This is a genomic window from Streptococcus danieliae, assembly GCF_009767945.1.
Taxonomy (GTDB): Bacteria; Bacillota; Bacilli; order Lactobacillales; family Streptococcaceae; genus Streptococcus; species Streptococcus danieliae.
This window is the reverse complement of record NZ_WSRS01000044.1, coordinates 1-14,726: the sequence shown is the minus strand read 5'-3', so window position 1 is coordinate 14,726 and position 14,726 is coordinate 1. Positions and strand designations below refer to the sequence as shown.

General features: G+C 45.3%; 8 protein-coding genes and 1 pseudogene. 5 read left to right on the top strand and 4 right to left on the bottom strand.

The window, feature by feature from the left end:
• Positions 1–139: 139 nt before the first annotated feature.
• From E5983_RS05690 to rhuM, 3 genes and pseudogenes are all read left to right on the top strand, one after another.
• The gene (locus E5983_RS05690; RefSeq protein ID WP_160332926.1) at positions 140–727 is read left to right on the top strand and encodes a hypothetical protein; all 588 of its coding nucleotides are present in this window, start codon (positions 140–142) and stop codon (positions 725–727) included.
• 89 nt (positions 728–816) lie between these two features.
• Positions 817–1,779, top strand: a complete 963-nt coding sequence (locus E5983_RS05685) for a hypothetical protein (protein WP_160332925.1) — start codon at positions 817–819, stop codon at positions 1,777–1,779.
• 242 nt (positions 1,780–2,021) lie between these two features.
• Positions 2,022–2,198 (top strand): annotated as a pseudogene (gene rhuM / locus E5983_RS05680) (RhuM family protein); the annotation flags it as partial.
• 237 nt (positions 2,199–2,435) lie between these two features.
• Here rhuM and E5983_RS05675 read toward each other — a convergent pair.
• The 4 genes from E5983_RS05675 to E5983_RS05660 are packed head-to-tail and all read right to left on the bottom strand — an operon-like array spanning position 2,436 to position 6,066.
• A complete protein-coding gene (locus E5983_RS05675) occupies positions 2,436–3,386 on the bottom strand; it encodes a siderophore ABC transporter substrate-binding protein (protein ID WP_160332924.1) in 951 nt (316 codons plus the stop codon).
• A 17-nt stretch (positions 3,387–3,403) separates the two neighbouring features.
• A complete protein-coding gene (locus E5983_RS05670) occupies positions 3,404–4,159 on the bottom strand; it encodes an ATP-binding cassette domain-containing protein (protein WP_160332927.1) in 756 nt (251 codons plus the stop codon).
• Complete coding sequence (locus E5983_RS05665; RefSeq protein WP_160332923.1) at positions 4,155–5,123, bottom strand: iron chelate uptake ABC transporter family permease subunit; 969 nt, start codon at positions 5,121–5,123, stop codon at positions 4,155–4,157. The genes E5983_RS05670 and E5983_RS05665 overlap by 5 nt, the downstream gene beginning before the upstream one ends.
• Positions 5,107–6,066: an iron ABC transporter permease gene (locus tag E5983_RS05660; RefSeq protein ID WP_160332922.1), complete on the bottom strand. Its 960-nt coding sequence runs from the start codon at positions 6,064–6,066 to the stop codon at positions 5,107–5,109. Before E5983_RS05660 ends, E5983_RS05665 begins: the two co-directional genes overlap by 17 nt.
• Positions 6,067–6,940: 874 nt before the next feature.
• On the opposite strand from E5983_RS05660, the gene rpoB reads away from it, so the two are divergent.
• Entirely contained in the window at positions 6,941–10,507 is a 3,567-nt protein-coding gene (gene rpoB / locus E5983_RS05655) for a DNA-directed RNA polymerase subunit beta (RefSeq protein ID WP_160332921.1), read from the top strand.
• Positions 10,508–10,533: 26 nt separating this feature from the next.
• Positions 10,534–14,193: a DNA-directed RNA polymerase subunit beta' gene (rpoC, locus tag E5983_RS05650; RefSeq protein WP_160332920.1), complete on the top strand. Its 3,660-nt coding sequence runs from the start codon at positions 10,534–10,536 to the stop codon at positions 14,191–14,193.
• Positions 14,194–14,726 lie beyond the last annotated feature (533 nt).

Below are 14,726 nucleotides of genomic sequence, written 5' to 3'. Positions count from 1 at the left end.
TCCTTACAATTCCTTGTCCGATTAATACACACATTCAAACTCTGCTTTGGAGTTTACACAAAATTCTTGACACACCCTATCAATTGTTCTGTTATTCTTATTGGATGTATATAATATTCCTAGTAAGGATTCTTGGAATTTGAATATTGATTTTTGGGGATCTATACTGGGGACGGTTGCAACCATAGTAGGGGTATATTGGACTTTGGAGTATGAAAAGGAGAAAACTCGTGAGGAGAATCGATTAGCAATCAAGCCATTTTTCCAGTATGAATTTGATATCGGTTTATATCCATTCAGAGAAATTCAGTCTAAACATAGAAATATTTTAGATTATGAAGTTGACTTGAGTGATACAGAAGATGATGTAGTGAATTTAGTTGTACCAATGAGAATAACAAACATTGGGCTTGGCCATGGGATTATTGTTAAAGATATTCCAGTTTTAGTAAATGGGAAAAAAGTTACTGCAGCAAGACAAGGTAAGATTCGGACTAAATTAATTCGTTTAGAGAGTGAAAATATTTTCTTGATTAAGGTATATAATATATCGAAAGCTAAATTAGAGAAACTTAAGGTTACGATAGTTTATACAGATTTAAATGAATTACATAGGTATTCTGATACATTAATAATAGGTAATCAGAGGAATATAACAAATAATAAATCACTTGTTAAAAAAATTATACAGATATTTAAAATGGTCTCGGGATATGGGTTATATTAAAACTGATGAAGAAATAGATGAGTATAAGAGAGAAGTTGAGGATTTTCTAAAAGAAGGTTTTTTTGTGGTTGGTGTAGATGAGGTAAGTAGTGATGTTTAAAGATTGTAAGATAATATTTATAAATGAAGAAGGTATAGAGGATAGAGATGTTTGTAGAGATTTGAATAATAGAACTATAGAAATTTTTAAAGAAATAGAATCATCGCTAGTTTATCGAGGCATCCGTTCAAATCAATATAAGTCATTTTTCTCTAAAGATTTATTTATTGTTGGTGAAAAAGCATGGATATTTGACAACTCACCTAAAGTAGAAAAAATGATTTTAACCGGAAGATATGAAAAAAATATGGAAGGAATGATAAAAAAGACTAAAGAGACGCTTATAGAGGCTTTAAAAAATAGAGAGTTTTGTTTAAATTGTGGAGATATAGGGGAAGCGATTCAAAGTCATATAGAAAGTAAGTCCATTTCTGAAGAAAGAATATACCTACTTATGAAAGCTATTATTCATAAAATTCAGGATAAAGATTATCACTCAAAATCACCTTTTTTATCAACAAGTAGTAGTATAGCTATTGCTAAGGAATATGCAGGCTTGGTTAGTGAAAAAGATAAGGTTGTCAATGATGTGGAAAGTTCAGATAATAAAGAAAATATTTCTATAAATTTGCGTGAGGAAAAGGGTTCGGTAGTCTTAATTATTTGTCCCGGAAGTATTTACTCTTGTTATATAGATATGTCTGAAGTTGTAGAATTTGCGAAATTAATTGGAATTAAAGGATTTCGGGACCGTGATAATGAAAAATTATTTGTTCGAGGTGTTTTACCTCATAATATTTTAGGATATTATTGCGATGAAAAAGAGATTGTGATTAATCCCGGATTTAAAAAATTGTTAGATATATATCCAGGAAAAAGACAAGTGGTAGAGATATTAAAGTCAGCTGGCTTACCCATTAATCAGGAACATTTTGGTGATGGATTAAGAAGATTAGATTATAAAAATTATTATATAGATTACGGAAATGGAGCAATTGAAATAAAATATTAGTGGTATAGTTGTTCTAGATTCAATCCTGTGTATTTATAAGAGACTGTTGAAATCTTTGAACTACTGATTGTTAGTCCTTTGCGCCACCCGCCAACTCCCAGGCGCCGGCTTGAGTGGACAGACTGTCACCAGCAACTGGGCCATCAACGGTGCTCCCGCTACCACTGAAAACTTCATGGTCGGCGGTAGCGACGCTGATAAACGCTCTGCCTGGAACTCCGTTCGCGGCTGCGGTGGCTCAACACGGTGTGATTATTGGAAAAACCCAGTCAAATAAGACGGCTTTCTACAATCTCGATATGATTTTAGCGATTGGTTACCGAGTCCGCTCACCACGTGGGATCCAGTTCCGACAGTATGCCTCAACAGTCCTCAAGGAGTACCTAACTAAAGGCTTTGCGATGGATGGTGAACTGCTGCCGATCATTTTTAGACGAAAAACCAGGAATTCCCCTCGGATTCCTGGTTTTTACTTTATGTGAACCCGAATTATTCATACAGAATTCAAAAAACTTCCAGAACCCTTGCTATACTAAGGTTTTTGGAAGTTTTTGTTTTCCACCTAATGGGTGAAACAAAGAAACTAGGTGGAATCCTTGGATTATCAACGATTCCACCTGATTTTTATAATGGAGATGAATAATTAGGGGTGAATGTTATTTTCCAGCCCAGTCTTTGACGTCCTTGAGCATCAATTCAGTGGATTCGAGTCCGCCTTGGCTAAGGTACCAAACGTCGGAGCTGAGTTGGATGATGGCCTTGCCTTGAGCGGCCTTGGTTTCCTGCACCAGAGCATTGTCCAGCAGGTCTTTAGTGGTGGTGTCGTCGCCACCGATAGCCAGCGTTCGGTTGATGACGAAGATCATGTCGGGGTTGATTTCGTGGATGCCCTCGAAACTGATTTCCTGTCCGTGACGAGAGTCCTTAATATCTGCCTTTGTTGGGTTAAAATGTAAGGTCTCGTAGAGGAAGGCGTAGCGGGATTCTGGGCCAAAGGCTGAGATCTGTCCCTCATTGAGCATAAGGGTAAGGGCCTGTTTATCCGATTTGTCGTTGAGGCCAGCCAGTTGGTCGATTTCCTTGTCCAAGGCTGCGACTTTTTCTTGGGCCTGGTCAACGCTTTCTTGGCCGAAGAGGCTGGCCAGGGCTAGGATGTTCGCCTTGGTTGTAGGCCAGTAGTTTGTGTTGGGATTTTCAAAATAAATGGTTGGGGCGATTTGTGACAATTGCTCGAGGGATTCTTCAGTCCGTCTTGAAGCGATGATGAGATCTGGTTTGAGCTTGGCGATAGCTTCCAAATCGGGCTCTTTGAGGCTGCCGACATTTTCAATGGTTTCTGGTAGGTTTTGCAGATAGCTTGGCAAGCCTTTTTTAGGAAGGCCAACCAGTTGGTCTTCTTTACCGAGGGCGCGGAGAGTGTCTGCCGCTCCTAGGTCGAGGCTGACAATGCGTTGAGGATTGAGAGGGACTTCAACCTTGCCTTGCTTGCTGTTGATAGTGACAGTGTTTTCAGCCTTGACATCGGTAGACTCATTCTTTTGTCCGCAAGCGGCGAGGAAGAGGAGGCTAAGTCCTAGGATAAGGATAGAAATCAGTTTCTTGTTCATTAGTGTAAAATACCTTTCTAGTTTCGGTAGGTGCAAAGGGTTCGGCCCTGAACCTGGGTCAGGGTTAGATCCATGTCGTAGAGTTCATCGAGGATCGGCTTGAGCATGACTTCTTCGGTCGGTCCGCGATGGAAGATGTGGCCGTCCTTGAGGGCGACCATTTCATCGACATACTGGCTGGCCAGGTTGATGTCGTGCACAACCATTACAATGGTTTTACCCAGCTCATCGACCAGGCGGCGGAGCAGGTCCATCATGGCGATGCTTTGCTTGAGGTCCAGGTTGTTGAGGGGTTCATCCAACAGGATGAGCTCTGTATCTTGGGCCAGGACCATGCCAATGAGGGCCCGCTGTAGTTGTCCTCCAGAGAGCTGGTCGATGAAGCGGGCGCTGAGGTCGCTGATGTCCAAATAGTCTAAGACTTCTTGGACGCGGGTTTCATCCTCTGGACGTGGTCGGCCTTGGTGGTAGGGGTAACGACCGAAGATAACCAGGTCATGAACTGTTAGCCGGCTCTGGATATTGAGCCTTTGTTGTAGGAGGGTGAGTTCCTGGGCCAGTTCTTGCGAGCCCCAGGCTTGGAGTTCTTGCCCCTTGAGGACCAGGCGACCCTGGGTGCACTTATCCAGGCGGCAGAGGATGCGGAGCAAGCTCGATTTACCGGCCCCGTTAGGGCCGATGAAGGCCGTAAAACAACCTTGTGAGATGGTGAGGTTGATGTCCTCAAGGATAGGGCGCTTACAGTAGCTTTTATGGAGGTTCTGAATATCAATCATGTTTGGTGTTCTCCTTGTAAACGAGGTAGAAAAAGAGGCTGCCTCCGATGACCTCGATCAATTGGTTACTGGGAATCTGCAGCTGAAAAACCTGCTCCGATAAGAATTGGCTGAACACGAGTAGGCAAAAGCCAATCAGACTGGCAATCGGGAAGAGCCAGGAATGGTGGTAATCACTTAGGAAAAGGTAGCTGAGATTGGAGACAAGAAAGCCGAAGAAAAGAAGGGGGCCAACCAAGGCGGTACTACTGGCAACGAGTAGGACAACAGCCCAGAGAACTTGTTTTTGGACGAGTTGGGTCTGGACTCCAAGCAGGCCAGCAGTTTCTAAGTCTAAGGCTAATAAATCCAGTAGGGATGCCTTTTTTAGTAGGTAGATAGAGGCAAGTACAATAAGCACTGCTGCCAATCCGAGGACGGGGAGATTGATCCGTTGAAAGCTGGGGAGCAACTTGGCCTGTAGCTGGTCAAATTCGTTGGGATCTAAGAGAACCTGGAGGAAGATGCTAAGGCTCCGAAAGAGGGTTCCAAGTGCCATACAGGTTAGGAGAATCAGTATTAAATCCTGCTCCAAAAAGCGATTGAGGACTGGCTGGAGTAGGAGGAAAAAGAGTAGCTGAATCCCTAAGCTGACCCCAAACTCTGCTAGAGGTCCTAATTGCTGGGCTAGTAAGCTGTGACTGAAAAAGATAGTTGCTGTCTGAATCAGGACAAAGAGACTTTCCAGTCCTAAGAGGTTGGGACTGAGCAGGCGGTTGCCGGTCACCGTTTGAAAGCTGATGGTCGCAAAGGCGGTGGCTATTGCGACCAGGGTATAGCTGAAGAGCTTTTGTTGCCTAAGAAGCCAGAGAAAGTCCGGTAGCTCTGTCCAATCCCAAAAGAGATAGAGAAGAGAGAATAGGAGGCTAAGTAGTACAAGACCGGCTAGTCTCTTGATAGTGGGTTTAGGAATAGCTGGCATGGCGGTAGGACCTCCAAATTAAAATGAGAAAGACGAGACTACCAGCGATTCCTAGAATCAGGCTGATGGCCACTTCATAAGGGGCAATAATCGTCCGTGCAAGGATGTCAGCGACTAGGAGGAGACAGGCTCCGGCTAAAGCTGTGATGGTCTGGGATTTTTCCAAAGAATCCCCGTAGTAACGGCGAACGAGATTGGGGACCAGAACACCGACAAAAGGGAGACTCCCAACAGTGACCATGGTGAGACTAGTTGTCAGTGAGATTAGTAACAGAATCAGGAATTCGAGTTTCTTTTGAGGGACTCCCAGACTCTGACTAGTATCCGCACCCAAGCCCATGATATTGATAGCTGTTGCCAGACGGGAGCTAGCTAGAACCAGCAAGAGGCTGCCAAAAAGCCACTCGTACTGCTGGGTTTGGACCATGGCAAAGGATCCCTGGCTCCAGCTGCTGAGACTTTGGACTAACTCAAACTGGTAGGCTAGGAATTGTCCCCCTGCGCTGAGGAGGCCACCGTAGACCATTCCGACAAGCGGGAGGAGCCAGGGGGAGCTGGAAAAGAGCTTCCTTAGAATTTTCAGAAAAAAGATGCTAAAAAAAAGCGAGGTGCCCAGGGCCAGAATAATCTTCTGGGTGATGGTCGGGGCCGGTAAAAAGAGACTGAGGAGGATCCCCAGTTTGGCGGCATCCGTTGTACCAATGGTTGATGGGGCTGCGAAAGAATTCTGGGTCAGGAGCTGCATGAGTAGGCCAGAGAGACTAATTCCTGCGCCGGCGAGAACGAGGCTGATGGTTCTAGGAATTCGCGATTCTAAGAGGAGGAGCTGGCTGCCTTGATTGCCGGAAAGCCAGTCTGACCAAGAGAAGCTCCCGACCCCGATGCTCAGAGATAGGAGGCAGAGGAGCAGGCAGGCCCCGGCCCAAAGACGAGGTTTGTTCATGGCTGTAATTGTCTTAACACACTCCAATTTTGTTTAAAAAGGTGCTAATGACTTCCTTTCTGGTCTTATATAAGTAGTATCCTCTAGTTTGAATAGGGGAGATGTTCAAAGGGGAATAGAATTTTAGGATTATCTCCTCGAAATCCATGGTTAAATAAGAAATCTATCTATATTGTTAAGATTAGCATAAGAAAAGCAGAGGGTCAAATATTTGTCAGATAATTCTCAGAAAAATTAAAAGCTTTCGACGGGGGGTGGAGGGTCCGAGTATTGGGGGTTGAAAGACTTGGAGTAGGTGTTTCCGATTTTCCTTTCAAAGCCCTTGCCCTTTATTCCTATTTATGCTATAATTTTTTGAATCAGTTGTCGTTTGCTCTGCCGAAATATTGTCCGGTCGGAGCTTTCAGCAGTTAAATCATTCCGAAAACGAGTCGATTTAGCTGCTCTTTTTGTGTCTCATTTTAGTCTTTTTGAGAATTGTAATCTATTCTTAAATTTTCTAAAAATTATATAGTTGTTTAGTTTACTTTTAGTACGAGGCAATGAGTCGTAGACAGGGAGTGGGACAGAACTAATTTTTTTCAAAATTAGTTCGTAGTCCCACCCCCGCAAGGTTGATTAGGTCGGGTTCGGAGCCTAAAAGGCGAACGAAACTGCCAATCAACTACTGCGTCAAAGGTATTTTGCTAATCATAAAGAGAGAGGCTAGACTTTTGTCCCAGCCTCTTGCTAATAAAACTTTCGAGGAAAGTTTCAAAGAAGTACGGCAAGACGAATTAAAAAGTAATAAAAGATAAATTAAATGACTTTAAAAGGACAATGGGGGAGCGGCTGGGCACAAGCCTGCGTCCAATAAAAAGAAGGAGTTATCAACTTGGCAGGACATGAAGTTCAGTATGGGAAACACCGTACACGTCGTAGTTTTTCAAGAATCAAAGAAGTTCTTGATTTACCAAATTTGATTGAAATCCAAACAGACTCATTTAAAGAATTCCTGGACCATGGTTTGAAAGAAGTATTCCAAGATGTACTTCCAATTTCAAACTTCACGGATACGATGGAGTTGGAGTTTGTCGGATACGAATTGCGGGAGCCAAAATATACACTTGAGGAAGCGCGTGCACATGATGCCAACCTTTCAGCTCCTATTTTTGTGACCTTCCGTCTTGTAAATAAGGAAACTGGGGAAATTAAAACCCAGGAAGTATTCTTTGGAGATTTCCCAATCATGACTGAAATGGGAACCTTTATCATCAATGGTGCTGAACGGATTATCGTATCCCAGTTGGTGCGCTCTCCTGGAGTTTACTTCAATGATAAAGTGGATAAGAACGGTAAAGTGGGTTATGGTTCAACTGTGATTCCTAACCGTGGAGCTTGGTTGGAGTTAGAAACAGACTCGAAAGACATTGCTTACACACGGATTGACCGGACGCGGAAGATTCCGTTTACCACTCTTGTTCGTGCTCTTGGATTCTCTGGTGATGATGAAATCATCGACATCTTTGGAGACAGCCTTCTTGTTCGCAACAGTATTGAAAAAGATGTACACAAGAATCCAATGGATTCACGAACAGACGAGGCCTTGAAGGAAATTTATGAGCGCCTTCGTCCAGGTGAACCAAAAACGGCAGAGTCTTCTCGCAGCCTTTTGATTGCCCGTTTCTTCGATCCACGTCGTTACGACTTAGCTGCTGTTGGCCGTTATAAAATCAATAAAAAGCTCAACATCAAAACTCGTCTGTTGAACCAAACCTTGGCAGAGCCATTGGTGGACGCAGAAACTGGCGAAATCCTTGTTGAAGCGGGAACAGTTATGACGCGTGACTTAATCGATCAGTTGGCTCCGCAATTGGACGGTGATCTCAATAAGATTGTCTACATTCCAAATGATTCAGCAGTCTTGACTGAGCCGGTGGTTCTTCAGAAATTTAAGGTTGTGTCACCTGTGGATCCTGATCGGGTTGTAACCATTATCGGAAATGGTAATCCAGATGAAAAAGTCCGGACTGTCACTCCAGCAGATATTTTGGCAGAAATGAGCTACTTCCTCAACCTTTCTGAAGGTATGGGACGGATCGATGACATTGACCACTTGGGAAATCGTCGGATCCGGACAGTTGGGGAACTTCTGGCCAACCAAGTTCGCCTTGGTTTGTCACGGATGGAGCGAAATGTCCGGGAGCGGATGAGTGTTCAGGATAATGAAGCCTTGACCCCTCAACAGATTATCAACATTCGCCCTGTAACTGCGGCTATTAAAGAATTCTTTGGATCTTCTCAGTTGTCCCAGTTCATGGACCAGCACAATCCTCTCTCTGAGTTGTCTCACAAACGCCGTTTGTCTGCCTTGGGACCTGGTGGTTTGACACGGGATCGTGCGGGTTATGAGGTGCGGGACGTACACGCGACCCACTATGGTCGGATGTGTCCAATCGAGACCCCTGAGGGACCTAACATCGGTTTGATTAACAACTTGGCCTCTTATGGTCATTTGAACAAATACGGCTTTATTCAAACCCCTTACCGCCGGGTTGACCGTGAAAAAGGTTTGGTAACCAACGAAATCGTGTGGTTGACAGCGGATGAAGAAGATGAGTACATCGTGGCTCAGTCGAATTCTGCCTTGGATGCAGAAGGACACTTCCTCTCTGATATCGTCATGGGACGTCACCGCGGAAATAACCAAGAGTATGCAGCAAGCTCTGTAGACTTCATGGACGTTTCTCCAAAACAGGTAGTTGCCGTCGCAACCGCATGTATTCCGTTCTTGGAAAACGATGACTCCAACCGGGCCCTCATGGGAGCCAACATGCAACGTCAAGCGGTGCCATTGATTGATCCGAAAGCCCCTTACGTTGGTACCGGTATGGAATACCAAGTTGCCCACGACTCTGGAGCAGCCGTTATCGCCAACCACGATGGTATCGTAACGTATGCCGACGCTGACCGCGTTGAAGTTCGTCGTGAAGATGGTTCCTTGGATATCTATAAAGTAACCAAATTCCGTCGTTCCAACTCAGGTACAGCCTACAACCAACGGACCTTGGTTAAGTTGGGTGATAAGGTAGAAAAAGGCGATTTCATCGCCGATGGACCATCCATGGAAAATGGGGAAATTGCCCTTGGACAAAACCCTATCGTGGCCTACATGACCTGGGAAGGGTACAACTTCGAGGATGCGGTTATCATGAGTGAACGTTTGGTCAAAGACGATGTTTACACGTCTGTGCATTTGGAAGAATACGAGTCTGAAACCCGTGATACCAAGTTAGGCCCTGAAGAAATTACCCGCGAAATTCCAAACGTTGGGCCAGATGCCCTTAGCCACTTGGATGAAATGGGAATTGTCCGCATCGGAGCAGAAGTTAAAGAAGGCGACATTCTTGTTGGTAAAGTGACACCAAAAGGTGAGAAGGACCTCTCTGCAGAGGAACGCCTCCTCCATGCGATCTTCGGTGATAAGTCACGTGAAGTTCGGGATACTTCTCTTCGGGTACCACATGGGGCCGACGGAGTTGTCCGTGATGTGAAGATCTTTACTCGTGCTAACGGTGATGAGCTTCAATCAGGGGTCAACATGCTGGTTCGTGTTTACATCGCTCAAAAACGTAAAATCAAGGTTGGGGATAAGATGGCCGGCCGCCACGGAAACAAGGGGGTTGTGTCTCGGATTGTTCCTGTAGAAGATATGCCATACCTTCCAGATGGAACACCGGTTGACATCATGCTGAACCCATTGGGGGTACCATCACGGATGAACATCGGTCAGGTAATGGAACTTCACTTGGGAATGGCCGCTCGGAACCTCGGAATCCACATTGCAACACCGGTCTTTGACGGAGCAAGTTCACAAGACTTGTGGGATACTGTTCGCGAAGCAGGTATGGACTCAGATGCCAAGACCGTCCTTTATGATGGTCGCACTGGTGAGCCGTTTGATAACCGTGTTTCTGTTGGGGTCATGTACATGATCAAGCTCCACCACATGGTTGACGATAAATTGCATGCCCGTTCTGTTGGACCTTACTCGATGGTTACTCAGCAACCATTGGGTGGTAAGGCACAATTCGGTGGACAGCGGTTCGGTGAGATGGAGGTTTGGGCTCTCGAAGCCTATGGCGCTTCCAATGTTCTTCAAGAAATTTTGACCTATAAATCAGATGATGTGAATGGTCGTCTTAAAGCGTATGAAGCGATTACCAAAGGTGATCCAATTCCAAAACCAGGTGTTCCAGAATCCTTCCGCGTTCTTGTCAAAGAATTGCAATCCTTGGGTCTAGATATGCGCGTGCTTGATGAAGATGATCAAGAAGTTGAATTGCGCGATTTGGATGAAGGGGAAGATAATGGCATCATCCATGTCGATGATTTGGAAAAAGCACGTGAAAAAGCTGCACGGGAAGCAAAAGAGGCTTTCGATGCAGATGAATCAAAATAAGTGAACCAAAAGAAAGGTAAGATAGAGTGGTTGATGTAAATCGTTTTAAAAGTATGCAAATCACACTCGCCTCTCCAAGCAAGGTCCGTTCATGGTCTTACGGAGAAGTCAAAAAACCAGAAACCATTAACTACCGGACTCTAAAGCCGGAGCGTGAAGGGCTTTTTGACGAGGTTATTTTTGGACCAACCAAGGACTGGGAGTGTGCCTGTGGGAAATACAAACGCCTTCGTTACAAAGGGATCATCTGTGACCGCTGTGGGGTTGAAGTAACCGAAGCTCGTGTGCGTCGGGAACGGATGGGTCATATTGAGTTGAAGGCTCCTGTATCCCATATCTGGTATTTCAAGGGAATCCCGAGCCGTATGGGCTTGACCCTCGACATGAGCCCGCGTGCTTTGGAAGAAGTTATTTACTTTGCGGCTTATGTTGTGATTGATCCGAAAGAAACGCCATTAGAGCACAAGTCAATCATGACCGAGCGTGAGTACCGGGAAAACCTTCGCCGCTATGGTTCTGGTTCCTTTGTTGCGAAAATGGGAGCGGAAGCAATCCAAGACTTGTTGAAACAAGTAAACTTGGAAGCAGAGATTAAAGAACTTAAAGCAGAACTCAAGTCTGCAACCGGTCAAAAACGGATTAAGGCTGTTCGTCGTTTGGATGTTTTGGATGCCTTCTACAAGTCTGGTAACAAACCGGAATGGATGATTCTAAACATCCTTCCGGTTATCCCACCAGACCTTCGTCCGATGGTTCAATTGGACGGTGGACGTTTTGCGGCTTCTGACCTTAATGACCTGTACCGTCGGGTTATCAACCGGAACAACCGCTTGGCGCGTCTGTTGGAGTTGAATGCACCGGGAATTATTGTGCAAAATGAAAAACGGATGTTGCAGGAAGCCGTTGATGCCTTGATTGACAATGGTCGTCGTGGTCGTCCAATCACAGGTCCAGGTAGCCGTCCGTTGAAATCCCTCAGCCACATGCTGAAAGGAAAACAAGGGCGTTTCCGTCAAAACTTGCTTGGAAAACGGGTTGACTTCTCTGGTCGTTCGGTTATCGCGGTTGGTCCAACCCTTAAAATGTACCAATGTGGTGTGCCGCGTGAAATGGCGATTGAGCTCTTCAAACCGTTTGTAATGCGGGAAATTGTAGCTCGGGATATCGTCCAAAACGTCAAAGCAGCTAAAAAATTAGTAGAACGTGGCGACGAGCGTATCTGGGACATCTTGGAAGATGTGATCAAAGAACATCCAGTTCTCTTGAACCGCGCACCGACCCTTCACCGTTTGGGAATCCAGGCCTTTGAACCTGTTCTGATCGATGGTAAGGCCATCCGTTTGCACCCACTGGTGTGTGAGGCCTACAATGCCGACTTTGACGGAGACCAAATGGCCATCCATGTGCCCCTATCTGAAGAAGCTCAAGCAGAAGCACGGATTTTGATGTTGGCCGCTGAGCATATCTTGAACCCGAAAGACGGGAAGCCAGTTGTAACCCCATCTCAGGACATGGTTTTGGGGAACTACTACTTGACTATGGAAGAAGCTGGACGTGAAGGCGAAGGCATGGTCTTCAAGGATGCGGATGAAGCGATCATGGCATGGCGTAATGGCTTGGTGCATGTTCATACCCGTGTTGGTATTGCGACCGATAAGTTGGATAAACCTTGGTCAGAGTACCAACAAGGGAAGATCATGGTCACAACTGTTGGTAAGATCTTATTTAATGCCATCATGCCAGCAGAATTGCCATACCTCCAAGAACCAACCAATGATAACTTGGTCAAGGGGGTTCCAGATAAGTACTTCTTGGAATCTGGTCAAGATATCCATAAAGTTTTGGCTGATTTGGAATTGAATGTTCCATTCAAAAAGAAAAATCTTGGAAATATCATCGCTGAAATCTTCAAACGTTTCCGAACAACAGAAACCTCTGCGCTCTTGGACCGCTTGAAAGATTTGGGTTATTATCATTCAACCCTCGCTGGTTTGACAGTGGGAATTGCGGATATCCCCGTTATTGCGAATAAAGAAGAAATCATCGAAACCTCTCATGAGCGGGTTGAACAAATTTCCAAACAATTCCGTCGGGGTATGATCACCGATGATGAGCGTTACAATGCCGTTACAGGTGAGTGGCGTGCAGCCAAAGAGCGTTTGGAAAATGCCTTGACTGCTAGCCAGAATCCGAAGAACCCAATCGTTATGATGATGGACTCCGGAGCCCGGGGTAACATCTCCAACTTCTCCCAGTTGGCCGGAATGCGTGGTTTAATGGCTGCTCCGAACGGACGAATCATGGAATTGCCAATCCTGTCTAACTTCCGCGAAGGTTTGTCTGTCTTGGAAATGTTCTTCTCCACCCACGGTGCCCGTAAGGGTATGACGGATACGGCCTTGAAGACCGCCGATTCTGGTTACTTGACCCGTCGTTTGGTTGACGTTGCCCAAGACGTTATTATCCGAGAGGATGATTGTGGAACCGATCGTGGTCTCTTGATTCGCTCCATCACTGATGGTAAGGAAATGATTGAGTCCTTGGAAGAGCGTTTGGCTGGTCGTTATACTAAGAAGACGGTTAAACACCCAGAAACAGGTGAGGTCTTGGTTGGTCCAAATATCTTGATTACAGAAGACTTGGCCCGGACTATTGTTGCAGCAGGTGTTGAAGAAGTAACGATTCGCTCTGTCTTCACATGTAACACCCGTCATGGAGTTTGCCGTCACTGTTACGGAATCAACTTGGCGACAGGTGATGCAGTTGAAGTTGGTGAAGCCGTTGGTACCATCGCCGCTCAATCCATCGGTGAGCCTGGTACCCAGTTGACCATGCGGACCTTCCACACGGGAGGGGTTGCTTCCAATACCGATATCACCCAGGGTCTTCCTCGGGTTCAGGAAATCTTTGAAGCCCGTAATCCAAAAGGGGAAGCGGTTATCACCGAAGTTAAGGGTGAAGTTGTGGCCATTGAAGAGGACGCTTCAACACGGACTAAGAAAGTCTTTGTGGAAGGCCCACTTGGTCAGGGCGAGTATGTTGTGCCATTTACAGCACGGATGAAGGTCGAAGTTGGTGACCAGGTCGCTCGTGGTGCAGCGCTTACTGAAGGATCTATCCAACCAAAACACTTGCTGGCTGTTCGTGATGTACTGTCCGTTGAAACCTATCTATTGGCTGAGGTTCAAAAAGTTTACCGTAGCCAAGGGGTGGAAATCGGTGACAAACACATTGAGGTCATGGTTCGTCAAATGATCCGTAAAGTGCGTGTCATGGATCCAGGAGATACAGACCTTCTCATGGGTACCTTGATGGATATCACCGACTTTACAGATGCTAACCGTGATGTATTGATCTCAGGTGGGGTTCCAGCGACAGCTCGTCCAGTCTTGATGGGAATTACCAAGGCTTCCTTGGAAACCAATTCCTTCCTTTCTGCGGCTTCCTTCCAGGAAACCACTCGTGTCCTTACAGATGCGGCGATCCGTGGTAAGAAGGACCATCTCCTTGGCTTGAAGGAAAATGTTATCATTGGTAAGATTATTCCTGCAGGTACAGGTATGGCTCGTTACCGGAACTTGGAACCAAAAGCTGTCAATGAAGTCGAAACCATTGAGGAGTTGATGGCTCCAGAATTGGAAGTTGAAAAAGAAACCATTGAAGAAGATTTGACAGTTGAATCTTAAGCGTAAAAAGGGAGTGGGACAGAATTAATTTTTTTCAAAATTAGTTCGTAGTCCCACCCCCGCAAGGTTGATTAGGTCGGGTTCGGAGTCCTCTCAGCGAGTCAGGAATTGACTCGCTGAGCCTATGATATGGACGAACATGAAATGTTCGCTATCAAGCGAACGATTGGAGTTTGCTTCGCAAACAAGATTTGGTACTCTCTAACAGCATACAATGCTGTTAGACCCAATCAACTACTGCGTCAAAGGTATTTTGGTTCTATAATAAGTTGTGTGGAAAGTTCAAATTCCATACAGCTTTTTTTGTCATTCAGAGCACAAAAAAAGCAATTCCTGTTAAACTGATAAGTGAACAAAAAAACATCAGAATAGGAATTGCTTTATATGGATTATAATACTCAAAAATTACTCGGAATTCAAGACCTAGACATCACTTTCAAAGAAGACTGGCTTATTTATCGTAAAGATAGACGCAATCGTATGGCTCAAATCATCGAAGGCTCCTTAGAGAAACGCCCAAGTCATTGTCCCTC

Excerpts from the sequence above, each read along its gene's own strand:
- E5983_RS05675 (WP_160332924.1), bottom strand. The coding sequence starts at position 3,386 with ATGAACAAGAAACTGATTTCTATCCTTATCCTAGGACTTAGCCTCCTC.
- E5983_RS05665 (WP_160332923.1), bottom strand. The coding sequence starts at position 5,123 with ATGCCAGCTATTCCTAAACCCACTATCAAGAGACTAGCCGGTCTTGTA.
- E5983_RS05660 (WP_160332922.1), bottom strand. The coding sequence starts at position 6,066 with ATGAACAAACCTCGTCTTTGGGCCGGGGCCTGCCTGCTCCTCTGCCTC.